General features: G+C 44.9%; 20 protein-coding genes, 1 tRNA gene and 1 pseudogene. 11 read left to right on the top strand and 11 right to left on the bottom strand.

From position 1 onward, the window contains the following. Positions 1 to 130: 130 nt before the first annotated feature. Complete coding sequence (locus tag L336_RS00835; protein WP_015641324.1) at positions 131 to 4,003, bottom strand: AAA domain-containing protein; 3,873 nt, start codon at positions 4,001 to 4,003, stop codon at positions 131 to 133. 104 nt (positions 4,004 to 4,107) lie between these two features. Between L336_RS00835 and L336_RS00830 the strand changes: the two genes are divergently transcribed. The 3 genes from L336_RS00830 to L336_RS00825 all read left to right on the top strand — a co-directional run bounded on the left by L336_RS00830 (position 4,108) and on the right by L336_RS00825 (position 6,490). Then, positions 4,108 to 4,611, top strand: a complete 504-nt coding sequence (locus tag L336_RS00830) for a hypothetical protein (RefSeq protein WP_015641323.1) — start codon at positions 4,108 to 4,110, stop codon at positions 4,609 to 4,611. A gap of 49 nt (positions 4,612 to 4,660) precedes the next feature. Further along, positions 4,661 to 4,837 carry a hypothetical protein gene (locus L336_RS05875; RefSeq protein ID WP_015641322.1) on the top strand — a complete coding sequence of 59 codons (177 nt, stop codon included), beginning with the start codon at positions 4,661 to 4,663 and terminating at the stop codon, positions 4,835 to 4,837. 84 nt (positions 4,838 to 4,921) lie between these two features. Continuing rightward, on the top strand, positions 4,922 to 6,490 hold the full coding sequence (locus L336_RS00825) for a recombinase family protein (protein ID WP_015641321.1): 1,569 nt from the start codon (positions 4,922 to 4,924) through the stop codon (positions 6,488 to 6,490). 130 nt (positions 6,491 to 6,620) lie between these two features. On the opposite strand, the gene L336_RS00820 is transcribed toward L336_RS00825, so the two are convergent. The 9 genes from L336_RS00820 to L336_RS06025 all read right to left on the bottom strand — a co-directional run bounded on the left by L336_RS00820 (position 6,621) and on the right by L336_RS06025 (position 13,511). Then, positions 6,621 to 8,627: a heavy metal translocating P-type ATPase gene (locus L336_RS00820; RefSeq protein WP_015641320.1), complete on the bottom strand. Its 2,007-nt coding sequence runs from the start codon at positions 8,625 to 8,627 to the stop codon at positions 6,621 to 6,623. Position 8,628: 1 nt separating this feature from the next. Further along, on the bottom strand, positions 8,629 to 9,330 hold the full coding sequence (locus L336_RS00815; RefSeq protein WP_015641319.1) for a DUF305 domain-containing protein: 702 nt from the start codon (positions 9,328 to 9,330) through the stop codon (positions 8,629 to 8,631). 47 nt (positions 9,331 to 9,377) lie between these two features. After that, entirely contained in the window at positions 9,378 to 9,659 is a 282-nt protein-coding gene (locus tag L336_RS00810) for a hypothetical protein (RefSeq protein ID WP_128817254.1), read from the bottom strand. Positions 9,660 to 9,742: 83 nt separating this feature from the next. Next, positions 9,743 to 10,027 carry a metal-sensitive transcriptional regulator gene (locus L336_RS00805; protein WP_015641317.1) on the bottom strand — a complete coding sequence of 95 codons (285 nt, stop codon included), beginning with the start codon at positions 10,025 to 10,027 and terminating at the stop codon, positions 9,743 to 9,745. Positions 10,028 to 10,169: 142 nt separating this feature from the next. Next, the gene (locus L336_RS00800) at positions 10,170 to 11,123 is read right to left on the bottom strand and encodes a hypothetical protein (protein WP_041191127.1); all 954 of its coding nucleotides are present in this window, start codon (positions 11,121 to 11,123) and stop codon (positions 10,170 to 10,172) included. Then, entirely contained in the window at positions 11,123 to 11,785 is a 663-nt protein-coding gene (locus tag L336_RS00795) for a hypothetical protein (RefSeq protein WP_015641315.1), read from the bottom strand. The genes L336_RS00800 and L336_RS00795 overlap by 1 nt, the downstream gene beginning before the upstream one ends. Further along, complete coding sequence (locus L336_RS00790; protein WP_015641314.1) at positions 11,766 to 12,650, bottom strand: cation diffusion facilitator family transporter; 885 nt, start codon at positions 12,648 to 12,650, stop codon at positions 11,766 to 11,768. Before L336_RS00790 ends, L336_RS00795 begins: the two co-directional genes overlap by 20 nt. A gap of 2 nt (positions 12,651 to 12,652) precedes the next feature. Then, positions 12,653 to 13,327 (bottom strand): cation diffusion facilitator family transporter, encoded by a 675-nt coding sequence (locus tag L336_RS00785; RefSeq protein ID WP_015641313.1) that lies wholly within the window; start codon positions 13,325 to 13,327, stop codon positions 12,653 to 12,655. Beyond that, positions 13,308 to 13,511 (bottom strand): helix-turn-helix domain-containing protein, encoded by a 204-nt coding sequence (locus tag L336_RS06025; RefSeq protein ID WP_041191125.1) that lies wholly within the window; start codon positions 13,509 to 13,511, stop codon positions 13,308 to 13,310. Before L336_RS06025 ends, L336_RS00785 begins: the two co-directional genes overlap by 20 nt. 53 nt (positions 13,512 to 13,564) lie before the next feature. Here L336_RS06025 and L336_RS00775 point away from each other — a divergent pair, with 53 nt between their 5' ends. The 5 genes and pseudogenes from L336_RS00775 to L336_RS06020 all read left to right on the top strand — a co-directional run. Further along, positions 13,565 to 15,169, top strand: coding sequence for a hypothetical protein (locus L336_RS00775; protein ID WP_015641312.1), 1,605 nt, complete (start codon positions 13,565 to 13,567; stop codon positions 15,167 to 15,169). An 87-nt stretch (positions 15,170 to 15,256) separates the two neighbouring features. Next, the gene (locus tag L336_RS00770; protein WP_015641311.1) at positions 15,257 to 15,466 is read left to right on the top strand and encodes a hypothetical protein; all 210 of its coding nucleotides are present in this window, start codon (positions 15,257 to 15,259) and stop codon (positions 15,464 to 15,466) included. Between the two features lie 74 nt (positions 15,467 to 15,540). Then, entirely contained in the window at positions 15,541 to 15,852 is a 312-nt protein-coding gene (locus tag L336_RS00765) for a septation protein SpoVG family protein (RefSeq protein WP_015641310.1), read from the top strand. Beyond that, positions 15,815 to 16,942 carry a hypothetical protein gene (locus L336_RS00760; protein WP_015641309.1) on the top strand — a complete coding sequence of 376 codons (1,128 nt, stop codon included), beginning with the start codon at positions 15,815 to 15,817 and terminating at the stop codon, positions 16,940 to 16,942. Before L336_RS00765 ends, L336_RS00760 begins: the two co-directional genes overlap by 38 nt. A gap of 27 nt (positions 16,943 to 16,969) precedes the next feature. Beyond that, a pseudogene (locus L336_RS06020) lies at positions 16,970 to 17,770 on the top strand (recombinase family protein); the annotation flags it as partial. Between the two features lie 684 nt (positions 17,771 to 18,454). Here the strand turns inward: L336_RS06020 and L336_RS00750 are convergent. Further along, positions 18,455 to 18,530: transfer RNA gene (locus L336_RS00750), tRNA-Gly, on the bottom strand. A 278-nt stretch (positions 18,531 to 18,808) separates the two neighbouring features. Between L336_RS00750 and L336_RS00745 the strand changes: the two genes are divergently transcribed. From L336_RS00745 to leuS, 3 genes are read left to right on the top strand one after another with little or no spacing between them, the layout of a single operon-like run. Then, positions 18,809 to 20,107: a Mur ligase family protein gene (locus L336_RS00745; protein ID WP_041191121.1), complete on the top strand. Its 1,299-nt coding sequence runs from the start codon at positions 18,809 to 18,811 to the stop codon at positions 20,105 to 20,107. A 41-nt stretch (positions 20,108 to 20,148) separates the two neighbouring features. Continuing rightward, positions 20,149 to 21,585: a hypothetical protein gene (locus tag L336_RS00740; protein ID WP_015641307.1), complete on the top strand. Its 1,437-nt coding sequence runs from the start codon at positions 20,149 to 20,151 to the stop codon at positions 21,583 to 21,585. A gap of 60 nt (positions 21,586 to 21,645) precedes the next feature. Further along, entirely contained in the window at positions 21,646 to 24,519 is a 2,874-nt protein-coding gene (gene leuS / locus L336_RS05470; protein WP_237738785.1) for a leucine--tRNA ligase, read from the top strand. Positions 24,520 to 24,538: the final 19 nt, after the last annotated feature.

Here is a 24,538-nt window from a genome sequence, read left to right as displayed (position 1 = left end):
CGTAAACGCACTTGTAGGCTAAATTTTTGTCGATGGTGAATTTTCTTTTGTTTTCAAGTTTAGCCCAACAATCGTACGGCAAAAACAAGGGTCGCTAATGTTAGCAAAGTTGTTGGCTAAAGGTATGGTTTTATTTGAATTCTAAGACGCGGTCACGACGGTATCGGATTGGGTAAGTACCCGACCCTTCGGAATAAAGATATGTGCCATCGTATTTGATTAGGCTTACATTACGCCAATAGTTCCCGCTGCCAGGGCGAGTGCTTTGGTATCTTATGTTTATTGTTCCTCTAACTCTTGCTTGTAGATAACTTTCAAAAACATCTTGGTCAACACCACGGTCACCGACACTAAATTCTTTCTTTGTCGAAGTCTTAGCCTTAGTCTTTGTTGCACGTGGTGCAGGCGTTGCGTTAACGGGACTTTCATTATCGACGCGTTCGTCAGAAAAATCTGTTACATACGTATCTTTCGGGGCATCCTCAGGTGCAACCGTTTCTTTCTCTAGCTCTTTAACAACACTTGTCTTACCTGAATTATGCTCATCATTAAAATACTCACCTATATGTAGTAGTAGGGCTTTCTCTTCCTCTGCTTGGTCGTCGACCCAATCGAAGTAAGAAATACGATAGAAGGTCCATCCTGCTACTTCTAATGCCCCTTGACGCTCCCAGTCGTTCTGTACGTAAACTTGACCGTCTCCTCCCTCAAAGTGGGTCGGACCATCACACTCAATAGCAAGTTTCCTACCATTATGGTGAACGACTAGGTCAATTTTAAACCCGAGTGAACCTGCTTGTGTTTCGAGCGTAAACTCATTTGCATCAAGCTGCTTTGATAGGTAGCTAAAAACCTGCTCCTCGAAGTGCGAATCGAAACGCTGCTCGGATTTACTATGCCTTCTAGATATTGCTCCGTTCTTATCAACATACTCTAGGTACTTCTTAATCCAAATACCCTCAGGCCAAAGCTCTGTGGCAAGAGAAGTCACACAATGGACCTGAAGTCGGGCACGGCTAAATGCAACATTCACACGACCAGCAGCTATATCTTTACGTATCTCACCACCTTCACCAGTCAACGCGATATAGCGTCGCTTGTCGCTTGGGTCTTTAATAACAAATGAGTAAATTACGATGTCGCGTTCATCTCCCTGGATACCGTCAATAATCGAAACTTTGATGTCTTCATCCGTAATAGCTTTACGTATTTCTTCGGCTTGCTCGTTAAAGAAGGTCAATATGGCTATAGACTTGTCTTTCAAAATTGGGTCGATTTTTATTTCTTCTACCAACTGTTGAATTTTGTGTATCTCCGCAAAGTTGGTCCTACTGCCAATCTCTTCATTATCATTTGGAGTTACCAAATGATTAAGCAATACACGACCAGTGTCTTTATAAGGCACAATGTTATCATTAACTGCTTCAAGCTTACGGCCAATAGGCTCGTAATAGGCCTCATTTGAGAAGCCTATAAGCTCTTTAGGGGAACGATAGTGATACTTTAAAGTAGTCGTCTTAAAACCATTTAGATTGGCGATGTCCATTACTGATTTAACGGTGTCTTCTTCCGCTTTAATCTGATAAACATCAGGAATTTTATGCTTCTTTGCTATGGCATTAAGTTGGTCATTAGACTTGAACATAATATTGTCGTCACGCATTTGTAAAGTATCGCCGAAGAAAATAGTATGCTCTGCACGGTACATAGCTGGGAACGCATAAGCAAAATTACACTGGGATGCTTCGTCAATAATCACGTAATCGAACGCGTTCATTTCCAAAGGAACAATACGGCTCACGTCGTCTAAACTCATCATCCAGATAGGTAGAACTTTTGACATAGCACTAAAGTTATCTTCGTTATGCTTGAGCCTGTCGAACGTTTTATTTGCTTTCTTACTCTTTGAAAGACTTCTAGCAACTTGTGCCAATGTCGCTCTCAGCTCTTTGCTGTTATTGGCCTCACCAACCCTTGTTAGTATTCGATTGCGAACATAGTTCGTAATGTTTTTTCTGTAGAACTTTCGTATATCTTTGATTTCTCGGTTTAGCTCATTTGCTGAGTATAATGACGCTTCGTCTATTTGGGCAGAAATCTCGTTGTACCTTTCGAGGTCTTCAAATACCTTCTTATATCCACCGTGTTCACTTACCAGCTTCTTTAGGCTTGCAAGGGCGGTATGAGGCATATCTTTACTTTGAAGTAATCCGTCGAGTTCCGCACGGTTATACGCCAATACCTGGTTGTCGCTTGAATATACAAAATATGCTTTTAGGCCATCTAATAATTTCAGTTTTGCTGACTTTGTATTATCTGAAAACAACACCTTTTCAAATTCTAGGTATATTTCTTGAAGGATGTTTTTGCAGTGTTCTTTTAATGCACTACGAAGCTTGAGGTCATTAACTTTACTTGCAAAGAAACCAGACCTTTCTGGCATATGGGTTTTAAAATAGTTGTTTATGTTCTCAATCGAAGATATTGTTTCTTGATAGTCTATTTCAAGGTCTTTGAATTTGGTGTCAGCAGTTTTTATAAACTTGCTATGTACGTTCTCGAATTGTTTAATCGTAGCCTCGAGGTTAGCTATACTATTTTCAAAATCTAAACATTGTTCATAGAATTCTAGGTCTATTCCGTAATTATAATAAGGGTCTAGGTAGCTAAGGCTTCGACGCTCTTCATATAATGAGTAGAGCGAACGTTCAATGTTCATATTCTCTACAAAAATCTTTGAACGGTCAGACAGTAACTCAAGAGGCTCTTTTAAGTCACCGACCTTACCTTTCTGGAATTCTCTGTTTAAAGCTATGAGAGTATTCGCAGCACTGTCTTTTTCATCATCTGCTGTATACAACTTAGATGTTTTATCAGGTATATAGCCGTAAAGAAATGGTACATCAAGAGTTTTTAGCTTGTCCTTTACGCCACGTATCGCCTGGTCCTTTTGGCTAGCGAATAATACTCTTTTACCCGTAGCTGCTAGATGAACTAGTAGGTTTGAAATGGTTTGAGATTTACCAGTACCAGGAGGGCCTTCGACTATGACTGCCTTATTTGCTGTAATGCCCAAAACTTTTAGTTGGTATTTGTCATAATCAAATGGAAAGAATATCTCTGTACTGCCATCATCGGACACAGCCTGTTCTATCGCCATATCTTCGTCAGACACCCAGCTTCCCAAGGAAGTCTCAATCAGGTCTTCATCTTCTAAAGCAGCAATCGCCTTAAGGTCTTCTGCTAAGAAGTGGTTAGTCTTATTTGTAATCGCAACTATACTTGTATCGAAGCTCGGTGCTTCAGAAATAGACCTAGCATCCACTCTATCAAGCTGTACTCTAATTGCGGACCACAAATCTTCAATAAAATCACTACCGATTGGTAGGCTAGTTTTTCCTTCGGCCTCCGCATCGGCAACAAACTTAAAGACGTTATCGTAGTATTGTTGCGGTAAATAGTTTTTTAGTGGACCACTCAATACTTCTACATAGCTGTCAGGAAGTTCAATGACTACATTAGCCCCGTCACTCGTATATTTGAAGTTGATGGCAGCAATTGGAATTTGCAATAACGGAGCTTCGTAGTTCTCATACTCTTCACCGAACTCTGTTTCTTTGTATCGCTTACCTTCAAAGGATATAAAGCCCGTCTGCAGTACGACCCGCTTCGTGTATTCGTCAGTCTTTATCTTTGTGTCTATTTCTTGGATTTTATCAAAGATGGCCCTGTCACGGATAACGCGATGCTCAGCTTGTAGCTGTTCATCTGTCTTATCTTCACTTGGCAGGTTCGGGTCATATTGACTATCTAACGAAGTAACGAGGTTAATAGTTATCGTATCGACTTCGCTTTTGAAAATTAAGTCGGGGATGGACACTAGGCTGGCGTCCATAGGTTCTGTTTTTATCGGTCTACTTCTCGAGGCACTGCTCGATATAAGGCTTACATAATCAAGTCCGTATTTTGCTAGTTGACTGATGGTTACAGGTATTTTTGTCATAAGTTGAAAAAATGTTCGATTTCTAACCAAATTATACAACAGTTCAGCCAAGTTAGCGATGTAAGACTGGGGTATCTTGTCGAGTTTCGAGCTATAATTACTTTATGGCAAGCTTGCAAAAAAAGAACTCAGAGGATGATGATTTAAAACTGGAATTGGAATTAAACCCACCAGATAAGTTTAAACATTTACTGAGCTATGGTGTCATACCACCTCAACGCAGACCTAACGACACGGCATACTGGCTTAGCTATAACCCGAACAAACGCCAACTAAAACTAAACGGTTTTGTAGTAAAACAGTTCCAGCTAGGCAAACCTAACGATATTTACTTTGAGAAGCTATTTAAACAAAAGGGCTGGGTAAAGACTATTAAAGTAGCCAAACCAGCTAGAACGAGTATGCTAATAAGCAATACGGGGCTACCCGAAAAACTAAGCAACGCTATTTTTGATGCAGGAGACAATGAGACCACCCTAGTCGCCCATACGGTCATTAGGCGTAGTCGAGCTGTAGATTTTGGAGTTAGAGACGATGAAATACAAGAATATTTGGTCAAATGCCGCGACCAGCACAACACTCTGTTAAAAGCTAAAAAACGCAAATAAACACTACGGGATTTACGACAAAAATATAACCATATTCTACCTTTAGGGTATGGCGTCAAAGGAAACTAGTGCAGGTTGTAGCCCATCAGTGGTAGGTAGCGATGAGCTACTTGATGAGCTAGCTAGTTTTCTTTATGACGCCTACCAACATTCAAGGGATAATATCGGTGCTAAAATAGAGTTAGATAAAGGACAAATTGCGGAAAATGAGGAAGACACTAAATGACATTTTGATATTGGTAGTTGGCGTCTCTTTGGCTTTCCGCAAGCTTGTCCGAGAGACGCCAACTACTGTTATTGAGGCGTTAAGATGAGCGACCTTGCTATAGCACTTTGTCGTGTATCGTCGACTGAGCAGCTTGACAACAATAGCCTAAATCGTCAGCACGAAGCTGTATTTAACGCCTCTAAAGAATTAGGTGTAGAAATTATTAAATGGTGGTCAGGTAGCGTATCTAGTAAACGTGGGAGTAACGTACAACGTAAAGACCTGCTGGAGATATACGACTTTGCCAAGAAAAATAAGCGAGTAAAGTATCTTATCGTAGACGAGCCTGATAGGTTTATGCGGTCAATTGACGAAAGCGGTTTTTGGGAAGTTAAACTTTTCTATGAAACTGGTACGAGAGTTTGGTATGCTTCAAACCCTGAGCTAAATAAGGATGATTTACCATCGAAATTACTCAAATTCACAAAGTTCTTGCAAGCTGAGGGTAGTAACGAAGAACGCATAAGTAAGTCAGTGTCTGGTGGTAAAAAAGCAATAAGAGAGGGTCGTTTGCCATCTGGTCCAAAAGCAGGCTACAAAAAAGGTACAATGGCTGGTGTTCATATCGTAGACCCAATTACTGGTGAACCGCTCAAGAGAGCTTTAAGGCAGATTGCCTCAAATCTAAAAACGCCAACCGACGCTTTAAAAGAACTACAAGAAACTGAGTTCGGTAAACGCTATGCAAAGCTTAAAATGGACAAGTTTAGGATAATCGCTTGCGAGCCATATTACGCAGGAATTATCGACCTTAAGGGCAAGTTTAACGAACGTAATGAACACGGTCTACACGAGCCACTAATAACCCGTACTGAGCACGAAAAGATACTTAGGGTCTTTGAGCGTAACGTTAAGAAACAGCAAGGTCATAGACCAGACAAAAATACTAAATACCCATTGAGCAATGAACTTACCTGTATATCTTGCGAAGCGGCAAAACGTAAATATCCACGCTTCACGAGCGTACCATTAAATAACGGCAAGACTAACCACGGTAAGCCTAGAAAGAAAGTTAGCTACTACGCCAAATATAAGTGCAGAGAGTGCAACAGGTTCTTAGACCGAGACGAAACTCACGCTAGCTTCTCCAATTTACTAGATGCAGTAATACTGCCAAATGCTGAGATGAGAAAATTAAAGATTAAGCTAGTCACTACCTTTAACGCGAAGCACCACGAAGCTAAGAGCGAGATACAACGGCTTGAGGCTGTTAACGCCAATATAAAACAAAGCATAGCTCAAAAAGCAGATGCAGTTACTAACCCTTCTTTCGTTTCGATTAGCGATGAAATAATGGCTTCAATAGAAAAGCTTAAAGCTGAGTTTGCGGAGAACGAAGATAAGATAGCTGTGCTTAGTGAACAACACGAAACAGACCTAGCTGAGTTCTTAGACTTTAGCTTTAACTTTCTTAGTAACAAGGGTGGGCGTTTCTTCGAGTTATCAGGGGAGGATATGAAACGGTGTAAACAATTGTTATTTACAGGCAAAATATACGTTGACGAAAACAAAAATGTTTACACCCATAATATAAGCTCCATTTTCAGGGGTCAGTCAAATAAAAAAGACCTTCCAGTAACTGAAAAGTCTTCTTTGGTGCAGCATAGTTGACGTATTTCAAACAGCTGCTATTGATGCACAAGAGGATTATAAGCTAAAACACCTCGTTGAACAATTCCAGCTGTCAGGTAGTTTGATAACTGGTTAGCAGTTTGCCAGCTAGCTATCAAACTATCTACGCTTACAGTTTTGCACGTCTGAGTAATTGAGCGTTGAATGCTACTACAACAGTTGAAACAGACATAAGTACAGCTCCCAGAGCAGGAGCAAGAACGATACCTGCTCCATATAGTACGCCAGCTGCCAGTGGAATTGCGAATACGTTATAACCCGTAGCCCAACCGAGGTTTTGTAGCATCTTGCGATAGGTAGCCTTTGATAGGTTGATTACCTTTACCACGTCTTGAGGGTCGCTTTTTACCAGTATAATATCTGCTGACTTGATTGCTACATCCGTACCAGCACCAATAGCTATACCAATATCTGCCTGAGTAAGTGCAGGTGCGTCATTGATACCATCGCCGACCATTGCAACTTTCTGCCCGTTTTTCTGTAACTCTTTGACTTTAGCAGCCTTATCTTCTGGTTTTACCTCTGCAAAATACTGGTCTAAGCCAAGCTGTTTTGACACATAAGCTGCAACTTCATCTGAGTCGCCTGTTATCATTGCCGTCTTTATACCCATTGATTTGAGTGTTGCGATAGTCTGTTTAGATTGTTCACGCACTATATCTGCTAAGCCCAATGCTCCAACAACCTTTTTATTGGTAATTAGATACACCTCAGTTTTTCCCTCTTTGGCTGCTTGCTTAACCATCTTAGCTATTTCAGTTGGAACAATTAGCTTGTTATCTTCTATGTAGCGATAGCTTGCTGCGATATACACTTCGCTTCCGTGTAGAGTACCTTGTACGCCTAAGCCAGGTAACGCTTTGAAGTTGGCTACTTTATCAAGATGGACGTGTTGTTCTTCGGCTTTTTTGACAATACCCTTACCGACAATATGCTCGCTGTTCTGCTCAAGGCTAGCCGTCAGGTGCAGTACATCTTCTTCTGTATAACCTTTTGTAGCCCACACATCCGTAACGCCGTGTTCGCCTTTAGTCAATGTGCCAGTCTTATCAAAGAGTACCCAGTCCAACTTACGAGCAGCTTCAAGAGCAAGACGTTTTCGGACAAGTAGACCGTTCTTCGCTGATAATGCAGTAGAGATAGACACAACAAGTGGTATTGCCAGACCGAGTGCGTGTGGGCAAGCTATAATCAGAACCGTAACTGACCGCTCTAAAGCGAAACTAGCATCTTTAGCTATCAGCCAGAATATAAACGTAGCGATTGAAGTAGCGATTGCAATGATGGTCAGATAAAAGGCTGCTTTATCTGCAAGTATCTGTACATTAGATTTTGAACTTTGTGCTTCGGCTACAAGTCGCATAATTCCAGCAAGTGCCGTGTCTTGACCGATTTTCGTAACCTTTACCGTAAGTGAACCATCTTGATTGCCTGTGCCAGCAATAACTTCATCGTTGGTTGTTTTACTGACTGGCTTACTTTCGCCAGTGATAGCCGCTTCATCAACTGCCGAGCTACCATCTACAATCACACCGTCAACAGGGATGCTTGAACCTGGACGTATCAATACCAGGTCGCCAACTTTTAGTTCACTTACCAATACTTGTTTTGGCTTACCGTTGACTAGCTTCTCAGCTTTGTCAGGTAACAGTTTAGATATAGCATCTAGGGCATTTTCAGCTTTGGCAACCGATGCCATTTCTAGCCAATGACCGAGCAGCATAATTGTTACTAAGGTTGCTAGTTCCCAAAAGAAACCATCACCCTTTATAAAGAATTGGGTAGCTACGCTATACACGTAAGCCGTGATAATTGCCAGGCTGATGAGCGTCATCATACCTGGCAATTTGGCTTTTAGCTCGCCCCACGCACTCTTTATAAACACTAGACCGCCGTAGAAAAAGATGATGGTGCTGAATACGAATGGCACGTACTGTGAGCCAGGAAAGGTTGGCGGCGTAAAGCTAAACCAATGCTGTATCATCTCGGAATACGCAAGTACAGGTAGCGTTAGCAGCAAGGACAGCCAGAACTTGTCCTTGAACATTGCTACTGAATGTCCTGCGTGCTTGTCGTGGTCTTGATGCTCAGAATGTTCGTGGTGCGAGTGTTCCATTTTAGTGGCTCATTCCCGACATTGAGTTGGTAGTATTGGAAGTAGAATAGCCCCAGTCTTTTTGCCACTGCTTCATTTGCTTTATTTCTTTGGTCTGAGCTGTAACGATAGCAACTGTTAAGTCTTTTACTTCTTGGTGTTGAGCATTTGTTTTACCTGTTGCTGCCATATTTATAGCCGACTGATGGTGCATAATCATCTGCTCAAGGAACGCCTTATCAAACGCTTCGCCCGTTTTGCCGTTCAATTCGTTCATCATTCCAGCGTTTGTGTTCATCATACCCATTGAGCTATGGTCTTCCATCATTTCGCCACTGCTTGCAGGATAGCCCCACGTCTTTTGCCAAGCAGTCATATCGGTAATCTCAGTCGTTTGAGCGGACACAATGGCTTTAGCTAAGTCTTTCACTTCTTGATGGCTGGCATTGGTTAGAGCAAGGTTTGCCATATCAACCGCACCCTGATGATGGGCTATCATATTGGCAAGGAACATCTTGTCATAGTCTTCGCCCTTGAGTGCGGCGTACTGCTTATAGTCTGCCGAGCTAGTATCAGCTTGAACCGCCGATTGCGAGTTTGAGTTGCCCATCATATCGCCGTCCATCATATTGTCATTGCGGCTAATGGCGTAAATACTAACACCTGCGATAGCTACAACTGCGACTATCGCCACGATGATTATACTGTTCCTGTTATTTTTCATAGTTTCTCCAAAGTTAAGTTGATGCTATTTGTGTAAACAATCGCATCCTACACTCGGTAGACACCGTACAGAATATAAATCGGTATCTTTGGCGGCGGCTTTATCTCTGCGGCATAAAGGTGTTGAGAAAGCGATTTTTCATCTGTTGATAGTGTTTGGCTCTGTCCGTAGAAAGCTATCGCTGGTTCGGTATCATCTTCGCTTTCGTCATCGTTGATGACATTATCTTCCTTGTTGATAACTGCCGTGCGGCAAAGGGTAGCACAGGAAGTTGCGTCGCTTGAGCCGTGGTTCATACCGCTCATCTCGTGCGAGGGCATTGCCGACATAGCAGATGCGTGGCTAACCGAGTTGAGCACCAATACAGCTAACAAAACTAGAATGTTTTTTATAGCTGTTAGGTACTTCACGTTTATTTACCCCTGATATTCGTCAGATCGTAAAGTGATAGAAGTTCAGCGATGGCTTTTTCTTGCTCATCTTCCGAATTGGAACTTAGGTTTTCTTTGATGTGCGTTCGTACGTGATTTTCAAGTATCAGCTTATTGAGCGAACCGATAGACTTTTGAATGGCTAGGCTCTGTGTGAGTATGTCCATACAGTAGTCTTCATTCTCAATCATCTTTTGAACGCCTCGCATTTGCCCCTCAAGTATCTTGGCTCGGTGTAACGCTCGCTTCTTTATATCGCCTATCATACCTCTTACTATATACCCCCTAGGGGTACTATGCAAACGACGTGTTGGTAGGGGGGTAGTCGCCCTTTATTCTGCCAACACAGCACTCCGCAGTGTAAATGCCGAATTTATGGGGGCAGAATGACCAAGCGTTTTTGGATAGCTATTTTATCTGTATATTTGAGTGCTTAGCCACTCCCTCTGGAGTGTTGTAAATGTAAAAGCTACCGATGAGCATCATCAACTTGAACTTGAGGCTGTCCTTTTCCCAGATGTACTCACGATAGTCTTTATCATCCTCTTTGAACTTACGCTGTGGATACCTGTGTTCAGGTGCTATATAAAGCTCAGGCATAACTACACTTATACGACCACCGTCACAGTAGATGAACGTAAATCGCTTGATGATTGTGCCAGCATATACAAGGTCAACACTATGCTTGCCTGAGCCTCTGCTGTCGGGGTAAACCTGTGTCCACGGTTCACTAAACTCGTCATAATCGCCTTTGCTGTGTATCTGGTAGAGATTATCCGTTTCGCAAATCCAAACCGTATCGCCGTCTAGCTCCTGCTCAGTCCACTGCTTACTTACAATATAATCCTCAAAGGTTTCCAGTTGCGACTTTTGTCGCTTGGGTTTTACGGCTCTTTGCTCGTCTAACTTGGCGTTTCCATCGTCACGCAAATCCTTTGTTCGTAACTGGGCAGCCGTTTCGCTCAGCACGATAGCAAGGTTACCTTGCAAGTTATCAACGGTTAGCTTACTGACCTTAAGTGTTTCATCTTTACGAGCTGGGCTGTGCAAACCATCATCTGCAAGGTTACGACTGGCTTGGTCAAGCTGTTTCAATGCGTCCTTGAATGTTCGTTTACCCTGTAATTCCGAGTAAACCTGAGTAGTATTGGCAAAACCAAAAATGGTCGGTATGTAATCCAGCACCCCTCGTATGACAATGGCAACAGTTGTGTAGTTTTGTTTCTTGTAGCTATTGTTGAGCGAATTGCAGTGTTCAATCAGCTTGACGGGCGGTTTATCGGAGCAGCTTTGCAGAGCCGTTATCAGCGAGGTATCAACGTAGTTGTTCCGATTGGTCAGTAGTTTTTTCAGCTTCTTCATCACGTTACTTTTTGAGAATTGTTAGCTTGCTCAATCAACTTTGTCTCGCTGATGGCACACCTGTGTATTGGTGCATCGGCTTTGTCTCTATCAAACAATAGTGACAGGTAGTGCCTGTCCTTACTGTTAAAGCCGAAGATATTGACGATATTAAACCTGCCCTCGGATACTATCTTAGCCAATTCAGTCTCTTGCAGGTCGCCGTCCATATTGCAGAACACTATTAGGTGCATATTAGCAGCGTAACCCTCGCCTTTAGACGACTTGTCTTCAACCCGCTCGGCAACAGTCTCAAGCAGAGTATCGTGCTTCTTGTTCTTGTGCGTTGCAAGCGTCTGCTCCACGTATACGGCTTCACTTTCGCCACGAACCAAGCCGCCATCGTCATTATCTAGCATCTTAGCTACACGCAGGTCATCGCCCGTTAAGTCCATCAGTGCGATTGCGTGAATGATAAGCCCAATCCACTCCCGTTTGCTCATACCCGTATCAATTACTTTGCTGCTATCTTCAATCCAGTTAGGGTCACCCAGAGCGGGCATTACAAAGTGCTTAAACGCAAGATAAGGGTCAATCGCAACGCCCTGTACCTTAATAGGCAAGCCTTTTGGCTTCCACGCATAGTCATCGGGTTTTGTATCGCTAGTGTCGTTCGTGTTCATCGTGCGTAGTGCAGTCTTCCAACTCAACCTCAATTGTGGCGTGCTGAATATCATAGCTAGTCCGTAACTTAGCTTTTACAACCTCCACTATGTCACGGCTTTGCTTCAAGTCAGCCTCGTCAATTGCTATATGGCAACTCAAGGCATTGTAGCCAGAGCGAATAGCCCAGACGTGCATATCATCAACCGACAAGACTTTATCAGTATCTGTAATGGCTTGAGTTATCGCCGTAACATCTAGCTCTTTAGGCGTACCCTCAAGCAGTATTTGTACCGCTTCTCGCAGTATCTTGAGCGTGTTGTATACCAGTAAGGCTGCAATCACTAAACCAACAGCACTATCTACCCACGTTATGCCTGTCAGCCAGATAATCAAACCAGCTACAACCGCACCGAGTGAAGACAGTGCATCAAATACCATATCCACAAAGGCACTACGCATATTTAGGTCTTTACGGTTCTTTGATAAGACTATAGCGATTGAGCCGTTTACCAGTATGCCCACAAATGCAACGGCAGCTACCACACCGCCCTCTACTGGGTGCGGATTACCAAGTCGCTGTATGGCTTCAATAACAATAAAGGCAGCCACAGCGAGCATTACGCTTGCGTTAAGCAATGCAGCCAAGATGGTTGCCCGTCCATAGCCAAAGGTTTTGCTGTCATTTGCCTCACGCCGAGCTAGACGGTTGGCTGCAAAAGATACAGATAGTGTAAACGTATCTGTCAAATTGTGAGCTGCATCTGCTATCAATGCAAGGCTGCCTGTTAGTATGCCAAAGACAAACTCAACAATAGTAAACGCAGTGTTCAATACCAATCCGAACTTGATACTACCGTCATTGTTATCGTGACTGTGGCTCATAGCTAGGCTGCTTTCCTAATTGTTTGCCACGACTGCCACGTTATTCGTAGAATAAGCAATGTAATGAACAAGCCAACAATCGGGTCAGCCTGTTGAAAGCCAAGTGCTACGAATATCGTGCTGACAACTACGCCGAGACTAACCAAGCCGTCAACGTGAGCGTGTTTGCCGTCAGCTATCAGAGCGGGGCTGTCCAGCTTTTTACCTGCCCGTGTGCGGATAATGGCTGCAAGCTCATTGCCCAAGAAACCAACGACACCTGCCGCAAAAATAGCCCAAAGATTTGTTAGTGACTGAGGGTGTATAAACCGTTGAATAACCTCATATAAAGCAACGCAAGCACTGACAAAAATCAGAATTACCACGAAGTAGCCAGCCCAATGCTCGCCCTTTTTACTCCGAAAGAAAAAAGCTAAGCCAAGCGGAATAGCCGTTAGAGCATCGCCAAAGTTGTGTATCAGGTCAGACAATAAGGCTACGCTATGCCCTGAGAGGTACACTGTACCCTGTAAAAGAGCCGTTACAAGCAATACCAGGAAACTAAGGCTAACTGCTTTCACGCCCTGCTTAGAGCGAACTATAGACGGGTCTACTATACCGTGCGAGTGTCCGTGTTCGCCGTGTGCGTGATGATGGTCATCGTGAGTATGTGTGTGTTCAGTGTTTTGTTTTGTCATTTTTTTCCAATAGTTTCATCACATCTTCTCGTTTATATCGTCTATCTCTACGTGTGCCAAAACGTACTGCAACTAAGTAGCCTTTTTCATCCCAAGCTCGTAGCGTGTTTGGATGGCAATTCAAAATCTCACACGCCTGTTTCAATGTGAGTAGTTTCGGCTCTTTTTTACTTCTTTGTGGCATACTATAACTATACAACACTTACCAGTGGCGTGATAAGAAAGATGTGATGAGTTATGAGTTTACACGGCAAAGAAAAAATATGGTTTTTTATCAACAGACTGCTTGACGAACGTGAAGTTACTGAGGATGGTAAGCCCATTGGTTTGCACCCTGCAAACGACCTAAACAATCACTATCCGCCGATGGACTTTGTTCAGATGGTTGAGAAGATAGAGAAAGAGCATAATGCTGCTCGGCTTATTGCTATGCCTACCGACCAAACCTATAACAAATATCTGGTTGAGATATTGCCTGACTTTGATAACTACGTGCAGGAATTGCGTAAAGATCCGAAATACCTTGATTGGATAGGCGAAAAACCTGAGCCAGCGGCTGCAACCCCCAAAATATCGTACGCTCAAGCGAGTGCCAAGAAGAATGGCGTTATGACAGGCAAAGAGAAAATACAAGCCGTTGTTGAAGAAATAAACGACGCATATCAAGGCTTGGTTACTGGAAACGCTGTAATTGTATTTTCAGGCAACCTTGATGCGAAAGGCATAAGGCTAAGAGAGCAAAAACAGGTGCTGGACATACTAGCAAACGATAAAAAGGTCATAAAGTATACCGCCAATAACACCTACGCAAGCCAAGCCGACATACCGCCGTCAACACAAGTTGATGTGTATGAAATAGCATCTGACGTTGGTAAGACAACCGAAGAAATGTTTGCTGAAATACTTGAGGAGCTTACTTATAGTATTGACGTACTTTCGGGATTTGAGGCACTGGCTGACGAGCTGCTTGGCAACGCCGAATTGGAACATCAGCAAGACGTTTACCTGCTAAGACTGTTATACAACAGGGTTATCGCCATATTGGATGCAGTCGTTTCGGCTGGCGTAGTTATTGAAGATGACAAACTAGACTTTGCGTACATAAAGCTAACTTCTTTGATAGAAAGCACACTCAGCAAGCAAACAATGAAAAGCTGGGAAAAGGCTGCACCCGAACTGTACGACACATTGCTCGGACACGCCGAAGACATTGGCGAGGGATGGCAATATAGCCGTGCGGAAGTATTGAAGTATTACGCCAAACTACAAAAGGATTGGATGCTCAGTAACCACGTTGAGTTTGAGCTTGACGATAAACTAGCAGCACTGTTTGAAGAAATTGACGGACTGATAGCCGAACATAAAAAGGCTGCCCGTGAGGCTGCCGATAACTGGTACAAGCGAGCTGATGCGTTTGCGAAAGACTTTCGTAAGAAAGGGGTCGTTATCAACAAAGAACCGAAACCACAGCCTGTGTACCCCGACGATACTGCTCCGCTCCGTGATGACGATAACGAACCTGCCGAGCCTGAGAAAACAAACGTGTCTCAGGATAAAGTAAGGTTTGATGCGAAAGCGAGTAGGCTAACCTTTGAGGGTAAGAGTTGCGGTATACCAGACGAAACGCTTGAATACTACATCTGCAAGTTAGTTTTCAAAAACCGCAAAGCAGCCGCAAAGGAAGATGACATTCTTGAGTACACGACAAAAAGCCAAGATAGCCAACGTGCCGTATACGATGCAATGCTTAGGGTAAATAAAAAAGCACGAGAGCAACTAGGTATAGGAAAGTTACTAAGCTATAAAGCCGCAAAAGTGCGAATTACTGCAAAATATCAGTAGTAAAATGTGAGCGAAATGTGAGCCAGTGAGCGTCTAGGTTGGCTCGTATGCCGTGAAAGTAGTCTTGTTAGTGAGGCTACTTTTTATATGTCAACGAAGAATAAACCACTACCAGCAGAACCACAAAATAACGCCGCAAACGATGGCGTGGCTGCTGAGTTAAGCGATGAGGCTATTCGTAACCTTACTGGTTTCTTTGACGTGCTTATACAGATGGATTTTGCTCAGAAACAACGTAATGAGAGGAATGATGAAGATGGTAACGATTTACAAAATACTTCAAGTGTCGCTGCGTAAGCTAATTGATTGGCTTATGACGTTTTGGCTCTGGGCTAACAAGCACCAAAAGGCAGCTGAGGAACGTAAAAACTATGACCGTTAGCGAAGTAAATATCACGCCAGTCAAACCGACTGATGGGCTTGTAGCTTTTGCAAACTGTGTAATTGACGGTCAGTTGTATGTCGGCTCGCTCGGCGTACACCAGTTACTAAATGGCACTGGCTACCGCATAACCTACCCGACCAAAAGGATAGGTTCACGTCAGCTCAACTACTTCCATCCTGTAACCAAAGAGGCTGGCAAGCTAATTGAGCAAGCGGTTGTCGCAAAGTGCATTGAGTTATTTGAAAGAAGTGATGAACAGTATGATAGACACAGTAAAACTACTCATACCCGTACATAATCCGCTCATCTTTGACGGTAGCAGGTTTACACCAATCACACTTGAGCAGCTTGTGAACAGTAGAGGCTACGGCAAGACATTTCTCAACCCATCGCCAACCTACGGCAAGATGGGCAAGTATATGCCCCGTTTGACAATGTACAAGCGAATGACAAAGTTCGGCGTTGTCTACCAGTTAGCAGCTGAGTTTTCAGCACCAAAGATGTTGTTCGGCAATAACTTTGATGAGCTGGAAGAAAAAGACTTTGATGCACTGCTGACCGCACTACAAGCATCACTACAAGAGTTGCTCGGTCATAAGTTCTTCAAGCCACAGCTTGCCCACGCCGATATTGCTGCTTGGCATCCGTCCAAGAACATAGTGTTTCTTGATTACACATCGTGCCAAACAATCCTCAATACGATGGGCAAGCTAGATGTGAGTAAAACGTACGACTTACAGAAAACAGATTTTCGTGATGGACACGTCGTACACATTCACGCCAACTCACTTGATATAGCCTTTTACGACAAAATGGCTGACCTGCTAAAAGCAAAGAAAAGCGGCAAACGGGCTTTTGAGAATGACAGCACCGTGCAGCTAAACCTGCTTGAGAGCCTATCTGAATACCGACCAATGGAAGTATTTAGGTATGAAGTACGTTTTGTCGGTAGAGCCTCTATTAAGCGAGCCTATCCCGAATTAGAGCAATGGACATTTGAGAGCCTGTACAAAAAGAAGTTGTGCCAAAACACACTGCTCAAACACTGGAACAAACTCACAAGCTCAGTTGATATGCTTGCCCTTGACGTAAAAGAACCGTACGAGCTGTTGCAAAACTACCTTGAGGCAAACGATGACGTAACGCCACAGGCTGCACTTGCAGCAGTCGCTGGACTGGTTATTACCAGCCAAGTAGGTATTGTCGGGCTGCGTAACGTACTTGAGGCTCGTTATGGCAAGCAAGCGTGGTATCGCATCAAACCATTGCTAAAATCGCCTGACCCGTACCGCTTTACAGCATTTGTGCATATAGACGAGGCATTGCAGCGGTTCACGCCTACACGTATGTCTGACTTTCTATCAAACATTGAAAATACTGGTAAGTAATGTTAAGTTATAAAGGAGTAAACAATTATGGAAACTAAGCTAATCCTAATCGCACGAGTATCGGACATTGAGCAACGTAAAGCGTTGCCAGCTCAGAAGTTGCGGCTTGAACGGTATGCCGAACAGAAACAACTACCCTCTGAATATCACGAGTTTGACGAGAGTGCTCATAAGGACGTACGTCAGAAGTTCAGCAAACTCGTTGAACACATCCACAAGCAAACTGGTTTGTGCTACGTAGTCTTTGATAAGATAGACCGCCTTACTCGTGATAGTAGCCAAGAAGAAGTAAAAGCATTGCAGCAGTTGGTCAAACAAGGCAAGATTGAGCTGCACTTCCCTAACGATAGCCTGTACATTGATAAAAACTCATCGGCTGCTGATTGGTTTCGGCTAGGTATTGGTATGGCACTGGCAAAATACTACTCAGATAGTATCCGTGATAATGTAAAACGCCGCTTTGAGCAGATGCTGAGTGAGGGCATTTGGGTACATCGTGCTCCTATTGGCTATCTAAACGTGCTGAAGGGCGGTACGCCACAGAAACCACTCAAAGATATTGAAGTTGATGATGCAAAGGCACACTACATTGTAAAAGCGTATGAACTGCGAGCAAGAGGTATGTCGTATGCTGTCATTGCAAAAGAACTTCGTGAGATGGGTTTTCGTAGCAATATCGCTGGCAGTAAAGCACCAAGTAAGCAGTTTCTTGAACGCATCTTGAGCAACCCATTCTACTATGGCGTTATGGTACACGCTGGCAGAGAGTACCCACACAAGTACAAGCCGCTAATCAGCCGTGCCTTGTTCAACCAAGTGCAGCGTGTCCGTGATGAGCGTAAACACGAAAAGACTAAGTACGATAGCAAAGACTTTACACTCAAAAAGATAGTGAAGTGCGGCAAGTGCGGACGTGCAGTATCGCCATTCAAGGCTCGCAACACAGTGTATTTGCGATGTGCTAACTCCAAGTGCGATAATCCTAATACAGCCGTGAGCCTCGTAATTGATGAAGTAGCGGCAGATATAGGGTTTATAGACGTGCCAGAAAATTGGTTAGATAAAGTCATTGCCGAGCTGCGTAACCGTCATAACGACCAGCAAACCTACTTTACGCAAAACATTGAGCAGACCCGTGCTGAGTACGACAAGCTCAAGGACAAAATGCGTAAGGTTTACTATGACTTACTTGAGGGTCGTATTACACAGACATTCCACGATGAAATTGCAACTGAGCTAGAAAAGAAACAGCAGGAACTGAATGACCGCCTAAAGTTGCTAACAAATGATAACAAACAGTTCCAAGTAACCGCCTCTTACCTGTTAGACTTGGCTCAACGGGCTGACCAGTTGTTCAAAGAGAGCGATGAGGGGCTACGACAGAAGTTATTGGAATACGTACTTTCAAACATTGAATTAAAGGACAAAAAGCTGTCTTATATACTAAACGACCCCTTTAGAACCATCGTTGAGGCAAAGAAAAAGAGCCTTTCGGCTCATAATTCAAATATTTGGTGCGGGTTAAGAGACTCTAACTCTCGACCTCTTCCTTGGCAAGGAAGCGCTCTAACAACTGAGCTAAACCCGCGTATGGTTGGTAACAATGTGCGTACGAGGTGCGCTCCTGTGTTAGCTTCCTTGGCCTTGCAAGGCAGGTCACGTCCCGCGACCCCCGGATTTCACTATTGAAAACGTAGTTTTCATCGGAAAGTCCGTTTCCGAATCTCTGCCGGAGATTCTCACTCTAACAACTGAGCTAAACCCGCGTATTTTACTGTACTAAGTGAGTATATCTCGGGAGTAACGTTTTTTCAAGACTCATACAGACTAGTCTCCCTTAGGCGTATGCAGTATGATAAAGGCAGTATGCTAAAGAAATATGTGCAATCAAAGCTCGAAAAGTATGTCAAAAAGTATGTTGCGAGACATCCTGACGTTAAGATCATTGTCGTGACTGGCACTGTCGGCAAAACAAGCACCAAGCGTGCGATCGCCGATGTGTTGTCTAGTCGGTTTCGTATCAGGATGCATGAAGGTGAGGTTGCTGTCGATAGTGAGTTAGCGGTACCACTTGCGATCCTCGGCATAACTCCTCCGCAGGACGTCGGAAGTATCCGCGAATGGAGGTCGGTGTTCAAGACAGCGCGACGTCATATAGCCTCTGCAACTGATACCGACGTCATTATCGTAGAACTGCAAATTGATCATCCAAACACCATGGCAATCTATACTCGGTACCTGGTACCGGATATTGCAGTCGTGACGTCAGTCTCCTCCGAATATATCGAACAATTCGGTTCGATCGAATCGGTTGCGCAAGAGGAACTGTCTATTTCTGGTTTTTCGCGCCAGGTGTTGATCAATCGCGACGATGTCGACGGACGATTTGCCAACCTGGAGACAAATCCTAACTTTTCGACCTATGGTACATCAGGAGCCGCAGAGTATCGATTCGAACAGCAAGACTTTGCGCCGTATCAAGGCTATAGCGGCGTTATCATTGCGCCCGAATACCCCAGTCCGTTTCCCGTGACAATAAACGTGGTGGGGGAACACAGTATTCGTCCGGTCATGGCAGCGGTGGCGGTGGCGGCAAAAATGATGCTTACACCTGAAGAAATCCGAAAAGGCATTGATTTGATCCGATCAGTGCCCGGCCGCATGCAACTACTGCGTGGCATTGGCGGGACGATAATCATCGATGACACCTATACGTCAAACCCCTCTACCGTTTCGGCCGCTATCCAGGTGCTGTATCTCTTTGACCAAGCCCCTCAGCGCATTGCTCTCATTGGTGATATGCACAATTTGGGACAATCAAGCCAGATCGAGCATGAGAAGATTGGTGCCCTCTGTGACCCCAATATGCTTGCGTGGGTAGTGACGGTCGGCAATGATACTCAGAACTATCTCGCACCAATTGCTCGTCAACGAGGTTGCCAGGTGAAGTGCTGCAGAACTGCTGTCGAGGCGGGCGAGTTTATCAGGACAGTAACAGAGGAGGGGTCGGTGATTCTGGCAACCGGCTCACAAGATAATAGTTATCTTGAGGAAGCCGTTAAGATACTCTGTGACATGACTGAAGACAAGGAACTCGTCAGACAATCAGAGGCATGGATGGCCAAAAAAAATGAGTTTTTCTCTCAATTTTCTGAACAAAAGTAACTATAATGGAGTCCAAGAGGATACTAAAGGAATAACACGCTATGTTACCGCAAGAACCAACTACCCCAGTCGAAAAAGATCCAACACAGTTACCACACGCTCCTAACCAGAACGATGTTAAGAAGTCGCGCAAAAAACTTATCATCGGCATTGTCGCCGGCGCGTCGGCACTCATCCTTGCTGGAACGGGGACTGCCCTGGCGCTCATCTATCAGCGGCCGGAGAAAGTCGTTAGCGACGCTATCATGAATCTTATGTCTGCACGGGCTGTTCAGTCAAAAACGACCATTACCTCAAATTGGAAAGTTGACGGTGGTGAGAGCGGGACCTTCACGATCAAGCGTCTGACCTTTGACTCACGTGCCAGTATGCAGTCGCTCGCGGATGAAAATGCCGAAGTTGAGTTCACCTGGGATGGAAAGGACTACACCACAAAAGGCGCTGCGTATGTCGCCGATAGCGGTGATATCTATTTCAAGCTAAGTGGCATAAAAGAAATACTGAGTAAGCTAGCCTCAAAATACACCGGCAATCCCTCGCTGCCACAAAAAGCACAGGACGACCTGGACAAAATTGATGGCAAATGGGCCAAGTATACTCTGCAAGAAATGAAAGCCGATGCGCCCGATGCCGCAAAGACCTATAGTTGCCTCATTGACGCCTACAAGCGTATTGACCGCGATAAAGCGGCGACGGAAGAGATAAAAAAGCTCTATCTCGCGCATCCGTTTATAAAACTGAGCGGAACAACCAAAAGTAAAGATGGGCTTAATGGCTACGAAATAACGATTGACAAAGCAAAGGCGAGCGATTTCTCGACAGCGATGAAGACTACGGCATATTTCAAGGCAGTAGATGCCTGCAATCCATCGACCGAAGCGCTCTCATCGGCGAGTGGCGTCGATCAAGCAATGACCGTTGATTCTATGCCTGACCTCGGGCCAACTGTGACCCTCTGGGTTGATCCGTGGAGCCATACGCTACGGAGAGTTGACGCGGCAACAGTTGTCAAAGGAGCTCAACAAGATGGAAAAGACCTGTCTCTTACTATGGTCTCAGACCTTACCTATGATCAATCTGTAGTATCGACTCCTCCACGAGATACGATGACGGCCAAAGAATGGGTGACGTCTTTTTCTGACTTCGTACAGGATGTCGAACCAAGTGTTGTTTCAGGTAGCATGTCGATTACAGCAAAAGCCAATACGACGACCGCTCAAACAAATGCAAATATGGTGATAAAAAAAGCTGAAGTCTATTATGCCCTAGAAGGTGAATATCCAGCGACCATCGCAGATTTTGCGAAAAATACCGATTCACGTCTCGATGACCCTTCCTTTACAGTGGTAAGCACGCCTCCAAGCAATAAGTCGACCATTCAGTATGTCCGTTGTGGTACTGATGCAGGAAAAGTGGTGTACTACGATGAAACAAAAATGGCCCCGGTTACGCGTAGCCTCAGTATGGGCGGTTGCTAAGTAAGACAGATGCAACGATCGCCCCTGACAATCAGGGGCGATTTTGGTATACTAATGCCAATGAAGCGCTATGATCCTGCAAGTATCGAGCCAAAATGGCAACAACAATGGGCGAACGACCATCGCTATGATGTTGTCGAGGATTCGGCCAAAAATAAATACTATATTTCTTGCATGTTTCCTTACCCCAGCGGGGCCGGCATGCATACTGGGCACGCCTTTGAGCATGCCATTGTCGACTCGGTAGCGCGGTTTCATCGACAACAGGGCTACAACGTACTTAACCCTATGGGATGGGATGCCTTTGGTCTGCCTGCAGAAAATTATGCGATCAAGACTGGCAAACCACCTGCCGAAACGACGCGTTACAATATCGCTAGCTTCAAGAATCAGCTTGTGCGCATGGGAGCAAGCCTCGACTGGTCGCGAGAAATCAACACCAGCGATCCGTCATATTATAAATGGACGCAGTGGATTTTTGCTGAATTTTTCAAGCGTGGCTTAGCATATCAAAAAGAATCGATGCAGTGGTGGTGTCCTGTCGATAAGACCGTACTTGCGAACGAACAGGTGATCGACGGCAAATGCTGGCGCTGCGAAAACGAAGTAGTGAAGAAATCGATGAAACAGTGGTTTTTCAAGATTACTGATTATGCCGAGGCATTGCTTGAGGAGTTGCCGGCTCTCAATTGGCCAGATAAAATCAAGACCGCGCAGGAAAACTGGATTGGCAAGAGCCAGGGGGCAGAGATTACCTTCTCTGTCGAAAAAACCAAAGCACAATTAACCGTTTTTTCGACACGCCCCGATACGGTATTTGGTGCGACCTTTCTCGTGCTTGCTCCCGAACACCCACTTGCCCTTGAGCTTACGAACGCTGATACTTACGAGGTAGTAAAGTCATATATTGATGCGTCTCTGAAGCGTTCAGAAATAGAGCGAATGAGCGAGGGCAAAGAAAAAACGGGTGTTCCAACGGGCTCCTATGCCATCAATCCTGCGAACGGTGAACGTATCCCGATATGGGTAGCCGACTATGTGCTTTGGGGCTATGGCACGGGTGCAATCATGGCGGTGCCAGCTCATGATACCCGTGACTATGAATTTGCATCGAAGTTTGATTTACCGATTGTTCAGGTCATCGCCGAAAGCCTCTATGATCAGGAAAATCCCCCTCAAAAAGGCAAACAAGACACTGATAGAAATGTCGTAATGTGTATTATCGAACACCCGACAAATGGCGAGTACCTGACGCTCAAGTGGAATAAGCTGCCATGGCACGGATTTGTCATGGGCGGTGTCGAGGATAGCGAAACGGCCGAAGAAGCGGCGCGGCGAGAAATCGCAGAGGAAACCGGTTATACCGATATGACGTTTATTGAGGCCATGCCCGCAAAGATAAACAGTAAGTTTTATGCTGCCCACAAGGATGTCAACCGTAATATTCTGACGACTGTTGTGCGCTTTCGTCTCAACTCACTTGATTCCGTCGAGCTTCAGCGTGAAGCTCATGAAGACTTTGAGCCCATGTGGGTGAAAAAAGACGTCTTGCCCACGTTAAAACCCATTTCTGAGCTTCAGCATATTTTGCGATGGCTTGAGGGAGAAAAAAATCTGTTCGCAAACGAAGGCGTACTGGTGCATTCCGGTATATTTGATGGAATGACAAGTTATGAAGCGCGCGAGCAAGTCGTTGCGTGGCTCGAACAACAGGGGATAGGTCGTGCAAAGATAACCTACAAGATGCGTGACTGGCTGGTGAGCCGTCAGCGGTATTGGGGCGCGCCGATCCCGATTATTCACTGCGAAAAGGATGGTGCGGTAGCCGTACCGGCCGATGAGTTGCCGGTGTTGTTGCCGCCTGTCGAAGATCATGCACCAAAAGGTGATGGAAAGTCTGTACTTGCACGCGAAACAGATTGGGTTAATACCACGTGCCCAGCCTGTGGCGGTCCGGCACAGCGCGAGACCGATACGATGGATGGCTACGCGTGTTCGTCGTGGTACCTCTTTCGCTACACTGATCCGCTCAATGAGCATGCACCATGGTCGAAAGAAAAAGCGGATTTTTGGGCACCACTCGACATGTACGTTGGTGGCGATCACGCAGTCGCTCATCTGCTCTATGTACGCTTCTGGACACACGTTTTTCGCGACATGGGACTAGTTGAGTTCGATGAGCCTGTCAAACAACTGGTGTATCACGGGCTCATAGGTGCCGAGGATGGACGAAAGATGAGCAAGAGTCTCGGCAATGTCGTCGATCCGCTGGATGTTATCGATCAGGGGTATGGTGCCGACGCTCTCAGAGTATTTTGTCTGTTTCTCGGGCCAATCAACGAAAACTCGAGCTGGAGTAGTCGGGGAATCGCCGGGATCTATCGATTTCTCAATCGTACTTGGACACTGACACAGGAATACCTGGAGAGCGATCATGAAGGCACTTCCGCGCAGGCGACTGCAGTCCGCTCTTTGACGCATCGCACTATCAGGAAAGTAACTGATGATTATCGTCGATTAAGCTTCAACACGGCAATTGCCGCATTGATGGAATACGTCAACGAACTCTACAAGTACAAGCTGGATGGCTTCGCGGGGCCAGAGTGGGCAGAAGCTGTTGATGCGCTCGCCCGCCTGATCGCACCGATGGCTCCCCACCTTGGCGCTGAGCTATGGCAACAGCTCGGCAACGAATCTTCGCTTGAAGAGTCTGGGTGGCCTGCATGGAATGACGAATATTTGGTGAGCGATACGATGACGATTGTGGTGCAAGTCAATGGCAAGGTTCGTGCTAAACTCACTGTCGGTGTCGACAAAGATGAGGCAGAGATTACGGCGCTGGCGCTTGCTGATCATGCTGTAGCGGGCTATCTCAGTGGTGAGCCAAAAAAGATTATCTACATCAAACACAAATTATTGAGTATCGTTGTCTAATATAGCAAAATAACTCCCC

Origin of the sequence: Candidatus Saccharimonas aalborgensis (genome assembly GCF_000392435.1) — a bacterium.
Taxonomy (GTDB): Bacteria; Patescibacteriota; Saccharimonadia; order Saccharimonadales; family Saccharimonadaceae; genus Saccharimonas; species Saccharimonas aalborgensis.
The sequence above is the reverse complement of the archived record's forward strand: the minus strand, read 5'-3'. Positions and strand labels throughout refer to the sequence as shown.

What these genes read in the sequence shown, in the direction of transcription:
- L336_RS00790 (WP_015641314.1), bottom strand. Translation starts at nt 12,650, where the DNA reads ATGAGCCACAGTCACGATAACAATGACGGTAGTATCAAGTTCGGATTG.
- L336_RS00795 (WP_015641315.1), bottom strand. Translation starts at nt 11,785, where the DNA reads ATGAACACGAACGACACTAGCGATACAAAACCCGATGACTATGCGTGG.
- L336_RS00800 (WP_041191127.1), bottom strand. Translation starts at nt 11,123, where the DNA reads ATGAAGAAGCTGAAAAAACTACTGACCAATCGGAACAACTACGTTGAT.
- L336_RS05875 (WP_015641322.1), top strand. Translation starts at nt 4,661, where the DNA reads ATGGCGTCAAAGGAAACTAGTGCAGGTTGTAGCCCATCAGTGGTAGGT.
- L336_RS00815 (WP_015641319.1), bottom strand. Translation starts at nt 9,330, where the DNA reads ATGAAAAATAACAGGAACAGTATAATCATCGTGGCGATAGTCGCAGTT.
- L336_RS00825 (WP_015641321.1), top strand. Translation starts at nt 4,922, where the DNA reads ATGAGCGACCTTGCTATAGCACTTTGTCGTGTATCGTCGACTGAGCAG.
- L336_RS00835 (WP_015641324.1), bottom strand. Translation starts at nt 4,003, where the DNA reads ATGACAAAAATACCTGTAACCATCAGTCAACTAGCAAAATACGGACTT.
- L336_RS00785 (WP_015641313.1), bottom strand. Translation starts at nt 13,327, where the DNA reads ATGACAAAACAAAACACTGAACACACACATACTCACGATGACCATCAT.
- L336_RS00775 (WP_015641312.1), top strand. Translation starts at nt 13,565, where the DNA reads ATGAGTTTACACGGCAAAGAAAAAATATGGTTTTTTATCAACAGACTG.
- L336_RS00820 (WP_015641320.1), bottom strand. Translation starts at nt 8,627, where the DNA reads ATGGAACACTCGCACCACGAACATTCTGAGCATCAAGACCACGACAAG.
- L336_RS00760 (WP_015641309.1), top strand. Translation starts at nt 15,815, where the DNA reads ATGATAGACACAGTAAAACTACTCATACCCGTACATAATCCGCTCATC.
- L336_RS00745 (WP_041191121.1), top strand. Translation starts at nt 18,809, where the DNA reads ATGCTAAAGAAATATGTGCAATCAAAGCTCGAAAAGTATGTCAAAAAG.
- L336_RS00740 (WP_015641307.1), top strand. Translation starts at nt 20,149, where the DNA reads ATGTTACCGCAAGAACCAACTACCCCAGTCGAAAAAGATCCAACACAG.
- L336_RS00805 (WP_015641317.1), bottom strand. Translation starts at nt 10,027, where the DNA reads ATGATAGGCGATATAAAGAAGCGAGCGTTACACCGAGCCAAGATACTT.
- L336_RS00765 (WP_015641310.1), top strand. Translation starts at nt 15,541, where the DNA reads ATGACCGTTAGCGAAGTAAATATCACGCCAGTCAAACCGACTGATGGG.
- L336_RS00830 (WP_015641323.1), top strand. Translation starts at nt 4,108, where the DNA reads ATGGCAAGCTTGCAAAAAAAGAACTCAGAGGATGATGATTTAAAACTG.
- L336_RS06025 (WP_041191125.1), bottom strand. Translation starts at nt 13,511, where the DNA reads ATGCCACAAAGAAGTAAAAAAGAGCCGAAACTACTCACATTGAAACAG.
- L336_RS00810 (WP_128817254.1), bottom strand. Translation starts at nt 9,659, where the DNA reads ATGTCGGCAATGCCCTCGCACGAGATGAGCGGTATGAACCACGGCTCA.
- L336_RS00770 (WP_015641311.1), top strand. Translation starts at nt 15,257, where the DNA reads ATGTCAACGAAGAATAAACCACTACCAGCAGAACCACAAAATAACGCC.
- leuS (WP_237738785.1), top strand. Translation starts at nt 21,646, where the DNA reads ATGAAGCGCTATGATCCTGCAAGTATCGAGCCAAAATGGCAACAACAA.